The sequence below is a fragment of the Bacillus cereus group sp. BfR-BA-01380 genome, from assembly GCF_022663535.1.
Classification (GTDB): domain Bacteria; phylum Bacillota; class Bacilli; order Bacillales; family Bacillaceae_G; genus Bacillus_A; species Bacillus_A cereus_BB.
Map to the genome: position 1 here is coordinate 142,499 of NZ_JAKUFS010000006.1, position 18,520 is coordinate 161,018.

Genomic DNA, 18,520 nt, shown 5'->3' on the forward strand with positions numbered 1-18,520 from the left:
TTGAGATATATCCCAAGGTTTTTTACATAATAAAAAAGCTAAGGGAATCCCTTAGCTTTTGCTTATTCTTGCTCTTGTTTTTGTTCTTGCTCTTGTTTTGCAGCTTCTTTTTCCTGCTCTTCTTTAAGCAATACTTTTCGAGATAAGTTTACACGACCTTGTTTATCGATTTCGATAACTTTCACTGAAATCTCATCACCGATTTTCACAACATCTTCTACTTTCCCTACACGTTCAAGTGCTAGTTCAGAAATATGAACAAGACCGTCTTTACCACTGAATAATTCGACGAAAGCACCAAATTTTTCAATTCGTTTTACTTTTCCTAAGTAAATTTCACCTACTTGCACTTCACGAACGATATCTTCGATAATTTTCTTCGCTTTTTCATTCATTTCTTGATCAATAGATGAAATAAAGACTGTACCATCTTGTTCAATATCAATTTTCACGCCTGTTTCTTCAATAATCTTGTTAATTTGCTTTCCACTTGGCCCAATAACATCACGGATTTTGTCCGGATTGATTGTCATTGTAACAATCTTAGGAGCATATCGGGATAACTCTTTACGAGGCTCAGCAATAACAGATAACATATGATCTAAGATGTGCATACGTCCAATTTTGGCTTGTTGCAATGCCTCTTCTAAAATTTCACGAGATAAACCTTCAATTTTGATATCCATTTGAAGTGCTGTTACACCTTTAGCTGTACCAGCTACTTTAAAGTCCATATCACCTAAGTGATCTTCCATACCTTGAATATCTGTTAAAATTGTATAGTGTTCACCAGACTTCACAAGTCCCATTGCAATACCAGCAACCGGTGCTTTAAGAGGAACACCTGCATCCATCATCGCTAAAGTGCTACCACAAATACTTGCTTGAGAAGTAGAACCATTTGATTCTAATACTTCTGATACAAGACGAACTGTATATGGGAAATCTTTTTCAGATGGGATAACAGGTTCAAGAGCACGTTCACCTAACGCACCGTGACCAATTTCACGACGACCTGGGCCACGCATTGGTCTTGTTTCCCCAACACTAAAGGACGGGAAGTTATAATGATGCATAAATCGTTTGGATTCTTCTACACCAAGACCATCTAAAATTTGCACATCACCTAATGCTCCTAATGTACAAATACTTAATGCTTGTGTTTGTCCACGTGTAAACAAACCAGAACCATGCGTACGAGATAAAATCCCTACTTCTGATGCTAAAGGACGAATTTCATCACCTTTACGTCCATCTGGGCGGATTTTTTCAACTGTAATAAGACGACGTACTTCTTCTTTTACAATTTTATATAAAATCTCATTTACTTGTCCTAATGTTTCAGCATCAGCTTCTTGCGTCTCATAATGCTGGATAACACGCTTTTTCACTGCATTAATTGCATCTTCACGCGCATGTTTTTCATGCACTTGAATTGCTGCATGCATATCTTGCTCTGCCATTTCACGTACAGCTTGATCAAGCTCAGCGTTCACTTCATATAATTGAACTTCCGTTTTTTCTTTTCCAACTGCTTGTACAATCTCTTCTTGGAATGCAATCAAACGTTTAATTTCTTCATGACCAAACATAATCGCTTCTAACATCGTTTCTTCAGGCACTTGGTCTGCACCAGCTTCTACCATGTTAATCGCATCTTTTGTTCCAGCAACAACAAGGTGAATATCACTCTTCTCTTGTTGTTCAACTGTTGGATTAATAATAAATTCGCCGTCAATACGCCCAACTGTCGCACCAGCAATCGGACCTTCAAATGGAATATCCGAAATCGATAATGCTAATGAAGAACCAAGCATAGCTGCCATTTCTGAAGAACAATCTTGATCTACACTCATAACAATGCTGACAACTTGTACTTCATTACGGAAACCATCAGCAAAAAGAGGACGAATTGGACGATCGATTAAACGGCTCGCTAAAATCGCTTTCTCACTTGGACGACCTTCACGTTTAATAAAGCCACCTGGAATTTTCCCTACTGCATATAAACGTTCTTCATAGTTTACTGTTAGTGGGAAGAAATCTACATTTTTTGCTTCTTTTGATGCAGTTGCTGTAGATAGAACCGCTGTGTCGCCATATCTTACTAAAACTGCCCCGTTTGCTTGTTTTGCAAGCTGACCTGTTTCAATTGTTAGCTGACGACCAGCCAAATCTATCGAGAAGACTTGCTTTTCCTGACTCATTTAAGTACCCCTCTCAATTTAAAATATTCAATTCTTCTATGTAAATGGATAATATATCACAATATTCTTCCTCTAGTATTACCGAAAATACAATAAGCTATAAAGAGTAGAAGATATATTTTTACCTAACAAAAAAGCGGGAATATTCCCGCTTTTTTGACTATCGACGTAATCCAAGCTTTGTGATTAGTTCACGGTAGCGAGTGATGTCGTTGTTACGAAGGTAAGTAAGTAAATTACGACGTTTACCAACCATCTTTAAAAGACCGCGACGTGAATGATGATCTTTCTTGTGAGTACGTAAGTGCTCATTTAGAGTGTTAATTTGCTCTGTTAGGACAGCAACTTGAACCTCTGGAGAACCAGTATCAGTCTCATGAGTTCTAAATTGTGCTATGATTTCATTTTTACGCTCTTGTGTTAAAGCCATCCTATTTCACCTCCTAATTAATATATCCCCAGTTACCTAGCAAACGTCGGTGAGTCGTAATGCCAAGCAATGGTTATTGTAAAGTACATAAGATAGAATACTACTTTTCATTAGAAAAAGCAAGTATATTATTTGCACGGCTAAAATAATCTTCTGCCGTTCTTTTATCTTTTGCAATTTGTGCAACTAACTCATCAATTCCGTTAAACTTTTTTTCTTCACGAATTCGTATGTGCCACTCTACAACAACAGACTCATCATATATATCACGCTGAAATTCAAAAAGATGCACTTCAATAGAAAGCTGTTTTTCATTTTCCGTAAAAGTAGGTTTATATCCGATATTACATACACCTTCATGCCACTCATCATTTACTTTCATTCGAACGGCGTATACACCAACAGGCGGTAAAAGATATTCATCATTTAGAGCAACATTCGCTGTCGGAAAACCAATTTGGCGTCCGCGCTTATCTCCATGAACAACTGTTCCTTCAAGAGTATATGGTCTACCTAAAATAAATGGTATTTGTTCCATTTCTCCATTGCGAATATGTTTTCGCAATAATGTGGAACTTACTTTTTCCTCTTGAAATTCAACTTTTTCGATCACGGTCTGTGTAAACTCCCCTCTTGCATGAAATGGTAAAGTCTCCATCGTCCCTTTTCCTAAACGTCCATATGAATAGTCAAAACCTGCTACTACATGCTTTACATTTAGCCCGATGATATAATCATCTACAAATTGTTGTGGCAGTAATCCAGCAAATGATTCATCGAATTTCACCACATATAACATATCAATCCCTAAATCCGCAATTACTTTTTCTTTAATAGATAACGGTGTAATATACTCCACATGCGCTTCTTTTTTTCCTAACACAACAGATGGGTGTGGATGAAACGTTATGACAGCACTTTTATATCCTCTTTCATCCGCTATTTTTTTTGCTGTTCGAATCACACGTTGATGCCCTAAATGAATGCCATCAAAAAATCCTAATGCCATTACAGTAGGTGGTAATTCTATTTTATTTTGGTCATGTGGATGAGTTAAATGAATGAGTTTCACGTTTGAATTCACCTTTTTCTGTAATAATCCTTCCAATTATTCATTATAGCTGTAGTTCTTGATTATTCACAAGTACTTTCATCGGTTTCAACATCCCTGGATGTTTTGGATGATGCTCATAAATCGCTAAACAGCGTTTATTTTCATCAAAGACTGTAATAAATGGCGCTTTCAATTGCTCTTTATTCGGTAAGAACATACCATTCTTTACTTTTTCCGCTTGTTCTTCATTAACAATCATTTTTGGGAATTTATGTAATGATTCATCAATGGAAATAAAGATAGATTCCACTGTTCCATTGTGCACGTTTTGCTCAATTTCTTCAAATGATATGCAATCTTCTAATTTAAACTCTCCTGATGCTGTTCTCACAAGGTCGGACATATGCGCCGGAAATCCAAGTTTTTCCCCAATCATAACAGCTAATGTTCTTACGTATGTTCCTTTACTACAAGTCACACGAAAACGGAAGGAAATTGTCTCTCCTTCAAATAATTCACGATTATCAAGTAGAATGAACTCATGAATCGTAATTGTACGAACTGGACGCTCTACTTCTATTCCCGCCCTTGCATATTCATATAATTTCTTTCCATTCACTTTTACAGCAGAGTACATTGGCGGTACTTGTTCAAGTGTTCCTGTTAATTCACCTAATACTGATTCTACTTCTTGACGTGTTATAACACGATTTACATCTTGTTTTTCAACAACTTCACCTGAAGCATCTTCTGTATTGGTTGAAAACCCTAGCGTAACTTCACCTTCGTACGTTTTTGTTTCACTCGTTAAAAATTGTGCAATTTTCGTAGCACGTCCTACACAAATTGGTAATACACCTGTCACATCCGGATCTAAAGTCCCTGTATGCCCTATACGTTTCTCTCTTAATATTTTTCTTAATTTAAATACACAATCATGTGATGTCATCCCTTTTGGTTTATGTAATAGCACTACACCTTCCATATATTCACCTCATCGTTATACTTATTGTATGTCAAAATTACTTCAGATTGAAAAAATGGATAGACAAATGTCTATCCATTATTCTTCACGTTTACCGTCTTTATTAATTTCATGTAAAAGTGTATCAATTCGATGACCGTATCCAATCGATTCATCAAATTCAAAGGAGATTTCAGGTGTTTTACGAAGACGAATACGTTGTCCAATTTCGGAACGAATAAAGCCTTTTGCCTTCGCTAAACCTTTTAATGTATTTTCTTTCTGTTCTTCGTCTCCTAAAACAGAAATGTATACTTTAGCAATCTGTAAATCCCCACTTACTTGCACATCTGTTACCGTCACAAAACCGATACGTGGATCTTTAATTTTGCGACTGATAATTTCGCCTAATTCTTTCTTCATTTGCTCGCCCACGCGATTTGCACGTAGCTTCATAACTAATCACCTCATTCAATACCATTCCAATTGTGTTATCGTACGTTCAATTTCAGGAAATGAATCAATATAGGCAAGTACACGATTCATTTCTTTTTCGCAGATAACACGATTTGAGGATACGGAAACAATCGCAATTTCTGTACGTTGCCATACATCTTGATGCCCAACTTCTGAAACAGATACATTGTAACGCTGTTTCACACGAGTTAAAACACGCTGTAAAATTGCTCGTTTCTCTTTTAAAGAATGCACATCATAGACTATACATTCGAATGAGAGTGAAGCGATAATCATCGCTTCACTTCTTCCATAATGTACGCCTCAATGATGTCCCCTTCTTTAAGATCATTATATCTTTCAATTGTAATACCACACTCATAGTTTTGGGCAACTTCTTTTACGTCATCTTTGAAACGTTTTAACGTATCAAGTTGGCCTTCGAAAATAACTACGCCATCACGAATGATACGTACGCCGCTATCACGTGTGATTTTACCATCAGTTACATAACAGCCTGCAATTGTTCCAACTTTCGTTACTTTGAATGTTTGACGAACTTCTGCTTGACCGATTACTTTTTCTACGAATTCAGGATCTAGCATACCTTGCATTGCTGCTTCGATCTCTTCAATTACTTTATAAATAATGCGGTGTAAACGAATATCAACGTTTTCTAATTCAGCTGTACGCTTCGCATTGACATCAGGACGTACGTTAAATCCGATTACAATTGCATTAGATGCAGAAGCTAAAATAATATCAGATTCTGTAATTGCACCTACGCCAGTATGGATGATTTTTACTTTTACGCCTTCAACATCAATTTTACGAAGTGATGCTGCCATTGCTTCCACAGAACCTTGTACGTCTGCTTTCACAATCAAGTTAATTTCTTTTACATCGCCTTCTTGAATTTGTTGGAATAAATCTTCAAGGCTTAATTTAGATTTTTCACCGCGCTGTGCAAGCAATGCTTGTTGTGCACGTTCTTCACCGATTTGACGCGCTTTCTTCTCATCGGCAAATGCCATGAAGCGATCTCCTGCTTGTGGTACTTCATTTAAACCTGTAATCTCAACAGGAGTAGATGGACCAGCAACTTTTACACGACGACCAATATCGTTTACCATCGCACGAACACGGCCGAATGATGTACCAACAACGATTGGGTCTCCTACTCGAAGTGTACCGTTTTGAACAAGTAATGTCGCAATTGTTCCTTTACCTTTATCAAGCTGTGCTTCGATTACTGTACCAGTTGCATAGCGATTTGGATTTGCCTTATATTCTTCTACTTCACTTACAAGAAGAATCATTTCTAACAAGTTGTCAATTCCTTCACCTTTAATAGCTGAGATTGGTACGAAGATTGTATCGCCGCCCCAAGCTTCTGGAACTAATTCGTACTCAGTTAACTCTTGCATTACGCGGTCTGGATTTGCTGATGGTTTATCCATTTTATTCACAGCAACGATAATTGGTACTCCAGCTGCTTTCGCGTGGTTAATCGCTTCAACTGTTTGTGGCATAACACCGTCATCAGCTGCCACAACTAGAATTGTAATATCCGTAACTTGCGCACCGCGTGCACGCATTGTTGTAAACGCTGCGTGACCTGGTGTATCTAGGAACGTAATTTTTTTGTCGTTTACTTCAACTTGGTATGCACCAATATGCTGCGTAATTCCGCCCGCTTCACCAGCAGTTACTTTTGAATTACGAATAGAGTCAAGTAATGTTGTTTTACCATGGTCAACGTGTCCCATAATTGTAACGACAGCCGGACGTTCTTTTAAGTTTTCTTCATCGTCTTGCTCGTCCATAAACGTCTCGAATTCTGTTTCACTAACAATTACTTCTTCTTCTACTTCAATACCGTAATCATTAGCAATAAGCTCAATTGTATCTTTATCTAAATCTTGGTTAATTGTTGCCATGATTCCAAGCATAAAGAGCTTTTTAATAATTTCAGATGGCTCTTTGCTTAATTTTTTCGCAAGTTCGCCTACTGTAAGCGTACCAGAGAAAGTGATTTTGTCTGGTGTTTCTACCACTTGCATTTGTTGTCTTCCAGCAAAGTTTTCTTGACGCTTGTCTTGATTCCCTTTGCCTTTTTTCTTATTCTTATTGCTGTTCTTTTTGCTGCGAACAACTTTTTCTTCTACTTCAAACTCATCTGCAACAGAAGTTTTCTCTGCTCCATCATTATACTGATTATCTAATTTGTTTACTACTTCATCATCTAACATCGCCATATGATTCGAAACCTCAATATTCATTTCTTTTAGTTTTGTAATAATATCCTTACTTGAGATATTGTGCTTTTTTGCATATTCGTGTACTCGAATTTTACTCATACCTTCACCCCCGGTAAGTTGTATCGAGCATGCTAAGTAGCTTCTTAGCAAAGCCGTCATCTAACACCGCTACAACGACTCGTTCTTCTCTCCCAATCGCATGCCCTAACTCTTGTCGATTTTCGACCTTTCTCATTGGTACGTTGTAGAACGTTGTTTTGTCCGTAATACGCTTTGTTGTATTTGCTGACGCATCTTCAGAAAGCAATACGAGCTTTGCTTTTCCACCTCGAACTTCTTTTAAAACAAGCTCTTCACCCGATATAATCTTTCGGGCCCGATTAGCCAGCCCTAAAAACGATTTCCAATTGGACACTTACTTCGACTCCTTCTCAACAAGCTCAATTAGCTCTTCATAAAGAGAGTCATCAATTTTCGCTTTTAGGTGATGTTCCAAAACATTTTTCTTTTTCGCCTGAGAAATGCATTCTTTATCTTTTGACAAGTATGCACCGCGTCCTGATTGTTTGCCTGTCAAATCAATCGACACGACTCCCTCTTTGGAACGAACAATGCGAATGAGCTCGCGTTTTGATTTCATCTCTTGTGTTACCACACATTTTCGTAACGGAACTTTTCGATTGCTCACGTTCATCACCTCTATTCGATTTCATCTTCAGCATAATCGAATGCGATCATCATATCTTCTTCTGTTAAAAGTCCCAGTTGTTTCGCATCAGACTCGCTTTTAATATCAATTTTCCAATTCGTTAATTTCGCCGCAAGTCGTGCGTTTTGACCACGCTTACCGATTGCTAAGGAAAGTTGATGATCTGGAACAACTACAGTAGTTGCTTTTTCTTCTTCGTTTACAAGCACTTTTACGACTTGTGATGGGCTTAATGCATTTGCTACATATTCCACTGGATCATTTGACCAGCGAACAATATCAATCTTTTCACCCTTTAGCTCATCTACGATACGTTGTACACGTTGTCCTTTCGGTCCTACACAAGAACCTACTGGATCTACATCTACATTTTCAGAGTACACAGAGATTTTTGAGCGATCTCCAGCTTCACGTGCTACAGAACGAATTTCTACAGTTCCATCATAAATTTCCGGCACTTCAATTTCAAATAAACGTTTTAAAAGGCCTGGATGCGTACGTGACACATAAATTTGCGGTCCTTTTGTTGTTTTCTCTACTTTTGTAATGAAAACACGGATGCGATCATGCGGTTTGTACTGTTCGTTTGGCATTTGCTCACTTACTGGTAAAAGTGCTTCTACTTTCCCTAAACTTACATAAATAAAGCGAGCATCTTGGCGTTGTACAATACCGACCATAATGTCTTCTTCACGGTCGCTGAACTCAGAATAAATCACGCCACGTTCTGCTTCACGTACACGCTGCGTCACAACTTGTTTTGCTGTTTGTGCTGCAATACGCCCGAAATCTTTTGGCGTTACCTCAATCTCTAATACGTCGCCCTCTTGGTAGTTTGGGTTAATTTGTCTTGCTTTTTCAACAGAAATTTCAAGACGTGGGTCAAAGACATTTTCGACTACATCCTTACGCGCTAATACTTGAATAGTCCCAACTTCAGGATTGAAGCTAACGCGAACATTTTGCGCCTGGTTGAAATTTCGTTTATAAGCAGAAATTAAAGCTGCTTCAATAGCATCAATAATAATATCTTTGCTAATACCTTTTTCTTGTTCTAATACGAGCAAAGCATCTAACAACTCAGTGCTCATGAAGATCCCCCTTCTTACTAAAACGTAACTGCAAGTCGCGCATTGGCAACTTTATCCATCGGAATTTGGATTTCTTTTTTACGTGTTTTGATTGTTAATAGTAATGTAATCGTTGTTCCATCATATGCAAGCAGCTTCCCTTCAAACATTTTCTCACCATTGATTGGCTCGTATGTTTTAATTGCAACTTGTTTGTCTACTGCTTGCTGGAAATCTTTTTCTTTCTTTAATGGACGCTCCGCTCCTGGAGAGGATACATCTAAAAAGTAAAGATGAGGAATTGGATCCTCTTTATCTAAAGCTTCACTTAATCGCTCACTTACCGCACCACATTCTTCAATATCTACTCCTGTATCAGAGTCAATGGATACGCGTAAAAACCAATCTTTTCCTTCTTTCACATACTCTACATCTACAAGCTCAAGTCCAAGCTCTTCGACAATTGGCTGCGCAAGTGCTTCAACAACTTCTGTAACTTTCTTATCCATAAACAGCCTCCTTTCTGCCGCCATGTAACAGTTGAAAGATTTCATCCTGCGTACTTTTAACCAATGCAGTTTGTATATTCTTTCTCGTTAGCTAACAAAAGCCCCTGCTCATAAGCAGGGAATATCTGTCTTAGTATTACCAAATTTAAGAAGTAAAACTTGTAACAAAATATGTATATACGACAGAAACGTCTACGAAAATTTCAGACGCAGAAACGTAGATAGTAAAACGAAAGAGTGGGTTTCCCCACTCTTTTTTTCACAAAATATACATGACATGGTTATCTCGCTATCTAGTATAGCATAGTAACCATAGTTTTGCAAAGACTTTTCCTACCTATTAGAATAATGATAGCTGGTTTTGATCTGGTAGTTCTCCTAAACAACCTTGACTATCTAAATACTCAATAATTGTTTTGGAAATCTTACTGCGCTGTTGTAAATCCTCTTTCGATAAAAACTCGCCATTTTTACGTGCTGCTACAATATTTAATGCAGCATTTGTACCAAGACCAGGTATTGCATTAAACGGCGGAATCAATGTATCCCCATCAATAATAAAGTCAGTTGCACTAGAGCGATATAAATCAACTTTTTGGAATAAATAACCACGTTCACACATTTCAAGTGTCATCTCTAATACTGTTAGTAAACTTTTCTCTTTTGGCGATGCATCTAATCCTTTTTGCGTAATTTCATCAATTTTAGCACGGATAGATGCTGAACCTTTTACCATCGCATCTAGATCAAAATCATCTGCACGAACAGTAAAATATGCTGCGTAGAATAAGAGTGCAAAATGCACTTTAAAATACGCAATACGCACAGCCATGAGTACATACGCTGCCGCATGGGCCTTCGGGAACATGTACTTAATCTTTTTACATGATTCAATATACCATCCCGGTACATTATTGTTGCGCATTTCCTCTTCCCACTCTGGAGGCACACCTTTCCCTTTACGCACAGATTCCATAATTTTAAACGCTAAAGATGGTTCTAAACCTTGGTAAATTAAATACACCATAATGTCATCACGACAACCGATTACTTCACTCAATGTACATGTACCATCATAAATGAGTTCATTTGCGTTTCCAAGCCATACATCTGTACCGTGAGATAGTCCAGAAATTTGGACAAGCTCTGAGAATGTCGTCGGCTTCGTTTCTTCTAACATTTGGCGAACGAATTTCGTACCAAATTCCGGGATACCAAGTGTACCTGTTTTACAGTTAATTTGTTCCTCTGTTACGCCAAGTGATTCTGTACCTGAGAAAATTTTCATTACTTCTGGATCATCAGTTGGAATGGTCTTTGGATCCACTCCACTTAAATCTTGAAGCATGCGAATCACTGTCGGATCATCGTGTCCAAGTATATCAAGTTTTAATAAGTTATCATGAATAGAATGGAAATCAAAATGTGTAGTTCTCCATTCTGCCTCTAAAGAATCTGCTGGATATTGAATAGGTGTAAAATCAAAGACATCCATGTAATCCGGCACTACGATAATACCACCTGGATGTTGTCCTGTCGTTCTCTTAACACCAGTACACCCTGCTACAAGGCGATCTACTTCTGCTCCTCGTATCGTTAAATTATGATCGGAAGCATAGCCTTTCACATAACCATACGCGGTTTTTTCGGCAACGGTACCTATCGTTCCAGCACGATATACATTATCTTCACCAAACAGTACTTTCGTATAGTTATGGGCACGAGGTTGGTATTCTCCTGAGAAGTTCAAATCAATATCCGGAACCTTATCTCCTTTAAAGCCAAGGAACGTTTCGAACGGAATATCATGACCGTCTTTTTTATATGCAGTTCCACAGTTTGGACAATCTTTATTAGGTAAATCAAATCCAGAACCGACCGAACCATCATTAAAGAACTGCGATTGCTTACAATTTGGACAAACATAATGCGGCGGCAATGGGTTTACCTCCGTAATTTCCATCATTGTCGCAACAAATGATGAACCAACTGAACCACGTGAACCCACAAGATAGCCATCAATAAGTGATTTCTTTACAAGTTTATGCGAAATCAAATAAATAACAGCAAATCCATGTCCAATAATACTTTTCAATTCTTTTTCCAAACGGGCTTCTACAATTTCTGGAAGTTCATCTCCATAAATACTTCGAGCCATTTTATAACTCATATCCCGCGTTTCATCATCTGCACCTTCGATTTTTGGAGTGTAAAGGTCATCTTTTACAGGCTTTACTTCACCAATCATCGATGCAACTTTTTGTGTATTTGTTACAACAACTTCTTTTGCTTTCTCTTCGCCTAAGAAGGAGAAGCATTCTAACATTTCATCTGTTGTTCGGAAATACACAGGCGGCAATGAATGGCGATTTAATGGATTCGCTCCGCCTTGCGAACTGACTAAAATTTTCCGGTACATTGCATCTTCTGGATTTATATAATGAACATTTCCGGTTGCAACAACAGGCTTATCTAACGTTTCACCTAACTTTACTAAGTTAGAAATAATTGTTTTTAATTGGCCTTCATCACGAACGAGCTCAAGCTCTACCAAATGTCGTAACACTACTGGAGGCATGACCTCAATGTAATCATAAAACTGCGCAATTTCCTCTACTTCTTCTGGTGCCTTTTGCATCATTGCTTCAAATACTTCACCTTTATCGCAGGCTGTACCGACTAAAATACCTTCGCGATACTTCTTTAATAAAGAACGCGGAATACGCGGTACACGATAGAAGTATTGAAGATGCGCGTAAGAAACAAGTTTATATAAATTTTTCAGTCCCTCATCTGACGTTGCAAGAAGTGTCACATGACTTGGACGTCCACGTTTATACGCATCTCCTTGTCCCATACTGTCATTTAACTGATCGTGATATTCAAATCCTTTTTCAATTACATTTTTCAGCATTTTCACAAGCAAATACCCTGTTGCTTCTGTATCATAAATCGCACGGTGATGTTGTGTTAATTCAATATCAAGCTTTTTACATAACGTATTTAAACGATGGTTTTTCATCTCTGGAAATAAGAACCGGGCCAACTCTAACGTATCAATAACTGGGTTTTTCGTTTTTTCTAATCCGCTTTTCTTAAATCCAACGTTTAAAAATCCCATATCAAAGCTTGCATTATGAGCTACAAGTGTATGATTACCAATCCACTGTTCAAACTTTTTAAATACCTCTTCTACCTCTGGGGCATCCGTTAGCATATCATCTGTAATACCTGTTAATTCAATGATTGTTGCTGATAATGGTTGATGTGGATTTGCAAAGGATTCAAAACGATCAATAATCTCTCCGTCCTTTATTTTCACTGCAGCAAGCTCAATAACTGTATCATATACAGCTGATAATCCTGTTGTCTCAACATCAAATACAACATATGTTTCGTCTGCAAGTAATCGATGTTCCTCATTATAAGCAATTGGCACACCGTCATTCACAAGGTTTGCTTCTACACCAAAAATCACTTTAATTCCAGCTTTTTTTCCAGCAGAATACGCTTCAGGGAAAGCTTGTGCAACAGCATGATCTGTCACAGCTATCGCTTCATGTCCCCATTTTGCCGCTTGACTCACAAGTGTAGATACGGAAGTTACAGCATCCATTTGGCTCATCGGTGTATGCATATGAAGCTCTACCCTTTTTTCTCCTTCATTTGCTTTATCTTTCCGAGACGGGCCTGTTATTTCATTAATATCGTTTGCAATCATAACCAAGTCTCGAACGAACGTGTCATTTTGAACCGATCCACGCGCTTTTACCCACATTCCTTTTTTCAATGATTGTAAGAGCGGAATATCCTCTTTATCGCGTGAAAACATTTTAATCATAATGGAATCGGTATAATCAGTTATCTTTAATGTCAATAACGTACGCCCGCTACGAAGTTCTTTTGTTTCCACATGGAAGACATAACCTTGAACAGTTTTTCTTCTTTCTTCATCTTGAATTTCACGAAGTGGTGTAATCTCCTCATCAGGCTTAATGAGATAACCGAGTACAATCGGCCCCTCGTGTACAATATCACTTTCTTCAGCTTGTTTCTTGGCCATTTCTTCCATGGCTTGTATAACACGCTGGCGATCCTCTTGCTGTGTTTGTTCACGAAACTTTTGAACTTCCTCTTCATTTTGTTTTATATTTGTTTCTAGCTGAAAACGAGGAAATCCAAAAACTTCATATTGGTCTCCGACTGACTTCGCAAGATTTTTCTTTAGCGCAGTAGATTCTAAATCATTATTCACATCAAGTAACAACTTCACTCCGTTTACATGCGGAAGTTGCTTTTTTAAATACGCAAACATAGGCGAGAAAGTAATTCGCTCTGTACAGAGCGGCCAATACGCCTTAACCTCTTCTTCCGTAAATTGCTTATTCTCTGTTTCTAGTGAAAATGACGTTTTTGCAATATGAGAAAATGACTGCTTAAGCTGTGTTTCAAGCAATTCATATAATTGTGTTGGTAAAATACGTGGTACTTGTAAATCAAAATGCCAACTCTTATTTGCTTTATCAACAACTAACCTTTGAATGCCACCACCTTGTAAATATTGATTGATAAGGTCTTCAGGCATTTTTAACTGTTGGAGCAAAATTTGAAATCGCTCTTGTTGTTCGTTTGTTAATGACATAAGCAACCTCCTTCCACCTGCTATTATAAATTGAAACGTTCCACAAAGAAAGAGAAGGTACCTCACCTGGAGGTACCTCTTCTTATTTTAAAATATTTGCAATGTATGTGTGAAGTTCTTCGACTTTTACTTCTGCAGATTCATTTGTTGCACGTACTTTTACTTCAACAATACCTTCATCAGCTTTTTTACCAACTGTAACTCGAACTGGAAGACCGAATAAATCTGCATCAGCAAATTTTACACCAGCACGCTCTGCGCGGTCATCTAATAACACTTCATATCCTTGTTCTTGTAATGAATTATAGATATTTTCGCCCACTTCACGCTGTGCATCAGATTTCATATTTACTGGAATTACGTGTACATGGAATGGCGCAACTGCTTTTGGCCAAACCAAACCATTCTCATCATTAAATTGCTCAGCAATAGCCGCAACCGTACGAGATACACCAATTCCGTAGCAGCCCATAATAATCGGCTGTGTTTTACCATTTTCATCTAAGAACGTTGCATTCATTGATTCACTATAGCGAGTACCAAGTTTAAATACATGTCCAACCTCAATACCACGAGCAAAACGAATTGTTCCCTCGCCGTCTGGAGAAAGGTCTCCTTCTTGGATGAAACGTAAATCTGTATATTGGCTTACTTTAAAGTCACGTCCTGGATTTACATTTACGTAATGGAAACCTTCTTCATTTGCTCCGCAACATCCATTTACGATAGCTTCAACCGCATGGTCAGCAATGACTTCTACTTCTGCTGTGCCAATTGGACCTAAAGAACCGACTTCACAGTTTAACAACTCTTTTACATCTTCATGCGATGCAAGTTCAACAACAGAAGCACCGTATAAGTTTTTCAACTTAACATCGTTTACTTCATGATCTCCGCGAACAAGTACAACGATAAACTTCTCGTCTACTTTAAAGACCATAGACTTAATACAATTTGTTGCTTCAATATTTAAGAACGCACATACTTCTTCAATTGCTTTTTGATCTGGCGTTGCTACTTTTTCAAGCGCTTTTTCTACTTCATCACTCTTTTCATAAGAAGCAATAACTGGTGCCATCTCAATATTTGCAGCATAGTCAGATGTATCAGAATATGCAATTGTATCTTCTCCTACATCTGATAATACCATAAATTCATGTGTATCTTTTCCGCCCATCGCTCCAGAGTCAGCGATAACAGCACGGAAATTTAAACCGCAACGTGTGAAAATATTAGAGTACGCTTGGAACAAGCGGTTATATACTTCATCTAAACTCTCTTGCGTTGCATGGAAAGAATATGCATCTTTCATTAAAAATTCTCTTCCACGTAACAAACCAAAACGAGGTCTTTGCTCATCACGGAATTTTGTTTGAATTTGATAAAGTGTCAAAGGTAATTTCTTATATGACTTAATTTCGTCACGTACAAGATCTGTAATCACCTCTTCATGCGTTGCTCCTAAAGCAAACTCACGATTATTACGATCATTCATACGCATTAATTCTGAACCATATGAATACCAGCGGCCAGATTCTTGCCATAATTCAGCTGCTTGAAGAGCTGGCATTAATAATTCTACAGCACCAGCTTTCTCCATTTCTTCACGAACAATTCGTTCCACTTTATGCAACACTTTCAGGCCAAGCGGTAAAAAACTATATATGCCTGAAGCATTTTGACGCATAAATCCTGCGCGCAATAGAAGCTGATGACTTTTAATTTCTGCATCAGCTGGCACTTCACGCAGTGTAGGACTAAATACCATACTTTGTTTCATTCTATAGCACCTCTTTTATAAGAAAAACTTTCGTATATCATTCCATGTTACAACTAACATAAGTAACATTAATAAGGCAAAACCAATAAAGTGAACCATTCCTTCTTTTTGACGGTCAATCGGCTTCCCGCGGAGCGCTTCAATTAAGAAAAAGAAAAGTCGCCCTCCGTCAAGTGCAGGAACAGGTAATAAGTTAAACAAACCAAGATTTATACTTAAAACAGCCGCTAAGCTAAGAACACGAATCGTACCATATTCTACAACTTTGTCTGTTAAATTATAAATCCCTACTGGACCAGATAAATCGTTAATAGAAAAATGTCCTGTAACTAGCTGAATAAGCGAGCCAAATATGAGCTTTGTCCATCTGCATGTTTCTTCAAACCCTGATTTGATAGAACCTAAGACTGATTTTTCAACAGGTGATTGTACACCGAGTTTACCAACTGTAACGTTGCCCTCTTTTTCAGTAGCAGGAGTAACTTGAATTGTCATTTTTTTGCTATCACGCGTTATATCCATCGTAATTTCTTTTCCAGGATTTTCACGGACAATATTTGTGATATCTTTCCAACTGTTTGTTGGTTGCTGATTAATAGATGTAATCTTATCACCTTCATGTAATCCGACTTTCTCGGCAATGCTATTTGGCATTACTTTTCCAATCATCGACTTATCAACAGGAATACCTTGAATAAGCCCGATTACAATGAAAATTACAAAAGCAAGCACAAAGTTCATTGCAGGACCAGCAAAAATGGCAAGTGCTCGTTGTCCTAATGTCTTTGAACCAAATTGTCGGTTAAACGGAGCAATTTGTGTCTCCTCTCCTGCTGAAACGCAATGCGCTTTCTCATGTACTCGAAATGTTTGTAACTCTTCTTCATATTCTTCATATCCAGATATAATCAGCTTATGTTCCAAGTCAGCTTGTTCTACTTCAATGACACGAACATTTGGATATTTTTCACGATTATCCAAAACAATTTTCGTAACTTCTTCTTTTTCATTTAAAACAAGACCCACTTTTGTACCAGGTTTTAGTTCAACTGTTTCTGGATCTTCTCCAGCCATTCGTACATACCCGCCAAGCGGAAGTAAACGAATTGTATAAACTGTTTCATTTTTTTCAAACGAATACAATTTCGGACCAAAACCGATGGCAAATTCACGACACAAAATGCCAGCACGTTTGGCAAAGTACAAATGTCCAAGTTCATGGAAAAATACAAGTGCACCGAAAATTAAAATAAAGGCAATCGCTGTATTCAATTCTCATAACCACCTTCGCTAAATTTGTTCCATCACAAACCGTCTTGTGGCAGCATCAATTTCCTGAATTTCTTCTAAGCTTGGACGCGCAATGACATTGTGATGGTGCATTGCTTTTTCAATGAGTTCTTCTACTGTTAAGAAACTGATTTTCTTTTGCAGAAAAGCTTCTACAGCATATTCATTAGCTGCATTCATCACAGTTGGCATACTTCCTCCCATTTTCCCAGCTTCATATGCAAATTGAAGACAGCGGAAACGTTCCATATCCATTGTTTGAAAATGTAATGTCCCAATTTCCCATAAATTCAGCTGTTTAGCGTTTGGAAGTGAGAAGCGATCAGGGTAAGTAAGTGCATATTGAATTGGAACACGCATATCTGGTGTACCAAGCTGCGCCATTACACTGCGATCTTCAAACTCAACCATAGAGTGAATGATACTTTCTTTATGTAATACAACATCGATTTGCTCATAAGGGATATTAAAAAGCCAATGCGCTTCAATAACCTCTAATCCCTTATTCATCATTGTAGCAGAATCAATAGTAATTTTCGAACCCATAGACCAGTTTGGATGACGAAGTGCATCTTCCACTGTTACATGTTTAAGCTCATCCCTCGTTTTATCTCGGAAACTTCCACCTGATGCCGTTAAAATTAATCTAGAAATACGCTTCTCGTTTTCCCCGTTCAAACATTGAAAAATAGCAGAGTGTTCACTATCTACCGGAAGCAAAGGTACGTTATGTTTCTTTGCAGCTTCCATAACTAAATGCCCTGCTGTTACTAATGTTTCCTTATTTGCAATTGCAATCGTTTTTTTTGCTTCAATTGCTCGCAATGTCGGTAATAATCCGACACTCCCCACAACGGCGTTTACAACTATTTCTGCATCTGGATGAAGTGCAACTGCAAGCAGTCCTTCCTCCCCATATACAATTTTCGTATTTCCACAAACCGTCTGTAATTTCAAAGCATCTTCTCTTTCTTGTACAGAAACAATCTCAGGAGAAAATTCTTGAATCATCTGCTGAGCAAACTCAATATTTCTTCCAACAGAAAAAGCAACGAGACGGAATTGGTCTTGGTGCGTGCGCAATACATCTAATGTTTGCGTTCCAATTGAGCCGCTTGCACCTAATAAACTAATGGTTTTCATTACTT

15 protein-coding genes are annotated in these 18,520 nt (G+C 37.9%); all 15 read right to left on the bottom strand.

The genetic code is table 11. The features are described 5' to 3' along the window. Positions 1-62 precede the first annotated feature (62 nt). The 15 genes from pnp to dxr all read right to left on the bottom strand — a co-directional run bounded on the left by pnp (position 63) and on the right by dxr (position 18,515). Positions 63-2,207 (bottom strand): polyribonucleotide nucleotidyltransferase, encoded by a 2,145-nt coding sequence (gene pnp / locus MR076_RS08010; protein WP_242219468.1) that lies wholly within the window; start codon positions 2,205-2,207, stop codon positions 63-65. A 160-nt stretch (positions 2,208-2,367) separates the two neighbouring features. Beyond that, a complete protein-coding gene (rpsO, locus tag MR076_RS08015; protein WP_020059143.1) occupies positions 2,368-2,637 on the bottom strand; it encodes a 30S ribosomal protein S15 in 270 nt (89 codons plus the stop codon). A gap of 100 nt (positions 2,638-2,737) precedes the next feature. Continuing rightward, positions 2,738-3,709, bottom strand: a complete 972-nt coding sequence (ribF, locus tag MR076_RS08020) for a bifunctional riboflavin kinase/FAD synthetase (RefSeq protein WP_242219470.1) — start codon at positions 3,707-3,709, stop codon at positions 2,738-2,740. A 43-nt stretch (positions 3,710-3,752) separates the two neighbouring features. Next, complete coding sequence (gene truB, locus MR076_RS08025) at positions 3,753-4,676, bottom strand: tRNA pseudouridine(55) synthase TruB (protein WP_242219472.1); 924 nt, start codon at positions 4,674-4,676, stop codon at positions 3,753-3,755. Between the two features lie 78 nt (positions 4,677-4,754). Next, positions 4,755-5,111 carry a 30S ribosome-binding factor RbfA gene (gene rbfA, locus MR076_RS08030; protein WP_035428960.1) on the bottom strand — a complete coding sequence of 119 codons (357 nt, stop codon included), beginning with the start codon at positions 5,109-5,111 and terminating at the stop codon, positions 4,755-4,757. 15 nt (positions 5,112-5,126) lie between these two features. Then, positions 5,127-5,408, bottom strand: coding sequence for a DUF503 domain-containing protein (locus tag MR076_RS08035; RefSeq protein ID WP_242219474.1), 282 nt, complete (start codon positions 5,406-5,408; stop codon positions 5,127-5,129). After that, positions 5,405-7,471: a translation initiation factor IF-2 gene (infB, locus tag MR076_RS08040; RefSeq protein WP_242219476.1), complete on the bottom strand. Its 2,067-nt coding sequence runs from the start codon at positions 7,469-7,471 to the stop codon at positions 5,405-5,407. Before infB ends, MR076_RS08035 begins: the two co-directional genes overlap by 4 nt. A 4-nt stretch (positions 7,472-7,475) precedes the next feature. Further along, a complete protein-coding gene (locus MR076_RS08045) occupies positions 7,476-7,787 on the bottom strand; it encodes a YlxQ family RNA-binding protein (RefSeq protein ID WP_020059149.1) in 312 nt (103 codons plus the stop codon). After that, positions 7,788-8,060, bottom strand: a complete 273-nt coding sequence (rnpM, locus tag MR076_RS08050; RefSeq protein ID WP_020059150.1) for an RNase P modulator RnpM — start codon at positions 8,058-8,060, stop codon at positions 7,788-7,790. It lies immediately after the preceding gene. 11 nt (positions 8,061-8,071) lie between these two features. After that, entirely contained in the window at positions 8,072-9,172 is a 1,101-nt protein-coding gene (nusA, locus tag MR076_RS08055) for a transcription termination factor NusA (RefSeq protein ID WP_242219478.1), read from the bottom strand. 17 nt (positions 9,173-9,189) lie between these two features. Next, positions 9,190-9,660 carry a ribosome maturation factor RimP gene (gene rimP / locus MR076_RS08060; RefSeq protein ID WP_242219480.1) on the bottom strand — a complete coding sequence of 157 codons (471 nt, stop codon included), beginning with the start codon at positions 9,658-9,660 and terminating at the stop codon, positions 9,190-9,192. A gap of 340 nt (positions 9,661-10,000) precedes the next feature. After that, complete coding sequence (locus tag MR076_RS08065) at positions 10,001-14,302, bottom strand: PolC-type DNA polymerase III (RefSeq protein WP_242219482.1); 4,302 nt, start codon at positions 14,300-14,302, stop codon at positions 10,001-10,003. A gap of 82 nt (positions 14,303-14,384) precedes the next feature. After that, positions 14,385-16,082, bottom strand: coding sequence for a proline--tRNA ligase (locus MR076_RS08070; protein ID WP_242219483.1), 1,698 nt, complete (start codon positions 16,080-16,082; stop codon positions 14,385-14,387). 15 nt (positions 16,083-16,097) lie between these two features. Next, positions 16,098-17,354 carry an RIP metalloprotease RseP gene (rseP, locus tag MR076_RS08075; RefSeq protein WP_242219485.1) on the bottom strand — a complete coding sequence of 419 codons (1,257 nt, stop codon included), beginning with the start codon at positions 17,352-17,354 and terminating at the stop codon, positions 16,098-16,100. Positions 17,355-17,372: 18 nt separating this feature from the next. Next, positions 17,373-18,515, bottom strand: a complete 1,143-nt coding sequence (gene dxr, locus MR076_RS08080; protein WP_242219487.1) for a 1-deoxy-D-xylulose-5-phosphate reductoisomerase — start codon at positions 18,513-18,515, stop codon at positions 17,373-17,375. Positions 18,516-18,520: the final 5 nt, after the last annotated feature.